General features: G+C 64.9%; 2 protein-coding genes and 1 pseudogene. All 3 read right to left on the bottom strand.

The window, feature by feature from the left end:
- Positions 1–198 precede the first annotated feature (198 nt).
- Positions 199–492, bottom strand: a pseudogene (locus JHD07_RS35775) (helix-turn-helix domain-containing protein); the annotation flags it as partial.
- A 47-nt stretch (positions 493–539) separates the two neighbouring features.
- The gene (locus JHD07_RS35770) at positions 540–2201 is read right to left on the bottom strand and encodes a tannase/feruloyl esterase family alpha/beta hydrolase (RefSeq protein ID WP_291630771.1); all 1662 of its coding nucleotides are present in this window, start codon (positions 2199–2201) and stop codon (positions 540–542) included.
- Positions 2202–2379: 178 nt separating this feature from the next.
- The coding region (gene serA / locus JHD07_RS35765; protein ID WP_291630770.1) for a phosphoglycerate dehydrogenase at positions 2380–3406 on the bottom strand (1027 nt) is incomplete at its 5' end.

Here is a 3406-nt window from a genome sequence, read left to right as displayed (position 1 = left end):
GGTATGGTCAACCGCGGTAGTACAGCTCAAGGTAAACAATTTGATGAGCTAAAACAAAAGAAAAAATTGGTCCAAGATGAGAAAAAGTCACAGCAACAGAAGAAAAGATTAGCTCTCTTATTTGAATCACCGAGTGACTCTGACAATTTTGTTGAGAATATGGACGATACCATGGACGATGCGGCTGATGTTGATATTGAGCCAGACGCGGAAGGCGCGGCCGTCCTCGCGATCGATCCGCCGCTCGACCAGCCTCGCCGCAGCGCTGCGATCGACGAGGCCGGAGATTCCGGCCGGCCCCAGATCGAGGGCCGCGCCCACCTCGCCGATCAACACGCCGTCCTGCCTGCCGAGGACGAACAGCAGCCCGGCCTGCGCCGGCGTCACCTCGCTCTCGGGCCGCGTCGCCATCCAGCGCTGCAGGCGGCGATGTGCGACAGTCAGCAGGTAGATCAGCCGATGGTGCCTTGCGCCGGCCTCTTTATTTCGCATGCGAAATAGATAGCCGGACACGAGGCGGTTGTCAAACGCGCGTTTTCCTACCGCGCGCAGGTAAAGCTGGACGCCTCCGCTACCGGGCCGCTCTTGTGGCGCGGCCAGGAAGGCCAGCGGCACAACGGCAGCGCACGCAGTGTCGCGAACGACGGCGCCTCGACCTTCTGTTCGCTGACTTCGAGATCACCCGGCGCCTTGCCGTTCTCGACCCAGTCGACCAGCACGCTCAGCATGTCGACATTGGCCGGGGCGCCGGAGCCGACATGGTCGACGCCCGGCGCGGTGTAGAGCCGCGCGAACTCGGCCGTTTCGGCCTTGCCCATCTTGCGCTCGACGCTCTCGAAATAGCGGATGCCGGCATAGGGGCTCTGGGCGTAGTCGGCCATGTGCTCGAGCATGATCAGCCGGCCGCCCCGCGCGCGGAAACGGCTGAGATCTGGGTCGGTCGAATCCATCAGCTTCGACACTTCGAGCAGCCGCGCCTTGTGCTCTTCCACCTTGTAAGTGGTGACATCGAGCCTGGGATCGCGGGCGAACACGTATTGAATGCCGCCGGCGCCGTAGATCCAGGCGATGCCGTTGTTCGGCGCGGGCGGCTGTGCTGGCGGCGCGGTCCCGAGCCACCACGCGACCCAGCCGCCGGTCGGGCCAATCGCGGGGATGTCCTCGCCGGAGACGCCCCAACCCGGATAGTCGTCGAGACCGTTGGCGAGCGCGAAGTGGAATTTGTAGATGGCGTGCAGCGTGTTGATCGCCTTGATCTGGGGATCGGTGAGACAGTGATCTCCGCTCTGGCCCGCCGCGCAGCGCAGCGTCTCGACCTTGAATGCCGCCTTGCACGCGACGGGATCCGCGACCAGCGCGTCGTCGGAGCCGTCGGCCTTGTCGCAGGCCGTCCGCACGGCATCGCCGACCAGCTTCACCTGCGCCGGATTGATCCAGCCCTCGCCCATGGTCACCAGGCCCGAGCGCGTACCGGCGTGTTGCAAGCCGACCCAGTTGATCACGGGCACGCGGGCAAAGATGCCGTCGAAATCGTCAGGGTAGCGCTGCGCCATGGTAAGGCCTTCGCGGCCGCCTTCGGACGAGCCCATGAAGTACATCTTGTCCGGCTTCCTGCCGTAGGCGCGCTCCATCAGCGTGACCGCCGCATCGCGCACCTTCTTGTAGGAGCGATGGGCGAAATTCTCGAACGCCTCGTCGTTCAGCGCGAAGACCTGCGGCGGCTCGCCCTGCTTGGTCTCATGACCGGAGTCGGTGCCGTAGGTGGCGAAACCGCGCGCCAGCGGCGAGGGTTTGTCGAAGGGATAGGCCGGCGGCAGCGCCAGGCCGGTGATCAGCACGCCATTGAAACCGCCGCCGCCATATTGCAGCGAACGGCCATTCCATTCGACCGGAAGGTTGACCTGGAACTTGATCGGCGGTGCCGTGGGATCGGTCGGGTCGATGTGTCCGAGCACCTTGCAGAAGCGCGGATTGGCCGGCGTGATGCGCCCGGACGGCGTCGCGCCACGCTCGGCCACGGCGAGAGGCGACGGCGCCTGCAACGTCGCGGCGTCGATCTTCATGGCATCAGTGCCGCCGATGAGACCCTTGCAGACCGTCTCGGCGTCTTCCGCCAGCGTCGCCGCCGTGGCGCAATGTGCCCCCAGCAAGGCCGCCGCGCCGACAGGCAATGCGTAGAGCTTCGCACGCAATTGCGCCATCATTTCCTCCTGTTTCTATTGTTGTTTGCTCAGGAGGCCGCATTGAAGTCGACCGCCGGCCGGCCGTCAATGATGCGCTAAAGCGCGATGAGATTTGGATGAATCGTCATCGCGCTTTAGGTTGTTGTTTGTGCATGATCTTTCCGGAAAGCCGCTTCGCACTTCTCCGGATCATGCTCTAATGCTCGAACACCAGTCTCGCGCCGACCGTCCCCTCGAGGCTGCGGATCTGCTGCAGCAGCTCGCTGGAGTCATGGCCGCCGAGATCGGCGTCGAGCACGACGTAGCCGAGGTCGCCCGCCGTCTCCAGATATTGTGCGGCGATGTTGATGTCGCGCTGGAGGAAGACCTCGTTCAGCCGCCTCAGCATGCCCGGCACGTTGCGATGGACATGGCTGAAGCGCGCACCGGAAGGCCGAAGATGCAGTTGCACTTCCGGGAAATTCACCGCGCCCATGGTCGACCCCGTGACGAAATAGTCGACCAGCTTGCGCGCGACCTCGCCGCCGATCCGCTCCTGCGCCTCCTCGGTCGAGCCGCCGATATGCGGCGTGAGGATCACGTTCTCGAGACCCTGCAGCGGACTGTTGAAGCGATCCGCGTTCGAGGACGGCTCGACCGGAAACACGTCGACGGCCGCACCGGCGAGATGACGGTCGCGCAAGGCGCGCGCCAGCGCATCGAGATCGACCACGGTGCCGCGGCTGTTGTTGATCAGGAACGAGCCCGGCTTCATCGCCCGCAGCTGCTTCTCGCCGATCATGCCCGCGGTCTCCGGCGTCTCCGGCACGTGCAGGCTGACGACGTCGCTCTGCGCCAGCAGCTCGTCCAGCCTCTCGACCGGCTCGGTGTTGCCGTGACGGAGCTTGTCGGTGCGGTCGAAATAGATCACGCGCATGCCCATGGCTTCGGCAAGGGTCGAGAGCTGCGAGCCGATATTGCCGTAGCCGACGATGCCGAGCGTGCGGCCGCGCACCTCGCGGCTGCCGGTCGCCGACTTGTCCCAGCCGCCCGCATGGGCCGACACCGAGCGCGGAAAGATCTGCCGCAGCAGCATCACGATCTCGCCGATCACGAGCTCGGCGACGCTGCGGGTGTTGGAGAACGGCGCGTTGAAAACGGGAACACCGCGCTTGCGCGCGGCCAGCAGGTCGACCTGGTTGGTGCCGACGCTGAAGCAGCCGACCGCGACGAGGGCCGGAGCG

Source organism: Bradyrhizobium sp. (assembly GCF_016462955.1).
In the GTDB taxonomy this organism is placed as follows: Bacteria; Pseudomonadota; Alphaproteobacteria; order Rhizobiales; family Xanthobacteraceae; genus Bradyrhizobium.
Note: the sequence above shows the minus strand (reverse complement) of the source record. Positions and strands in the feature narration are given on the sequence as shown.

What these genes read in the sequence shown, in the direction of transcription:
- JHD07_RS35770 (WP_291630771.1), bottom strand. Translation starts at nt 2,201, where the DNA reads ATGGCGCAATTGCGTGCGAAGCTCTACGCATTGCCTGTCGGCGCGGCG.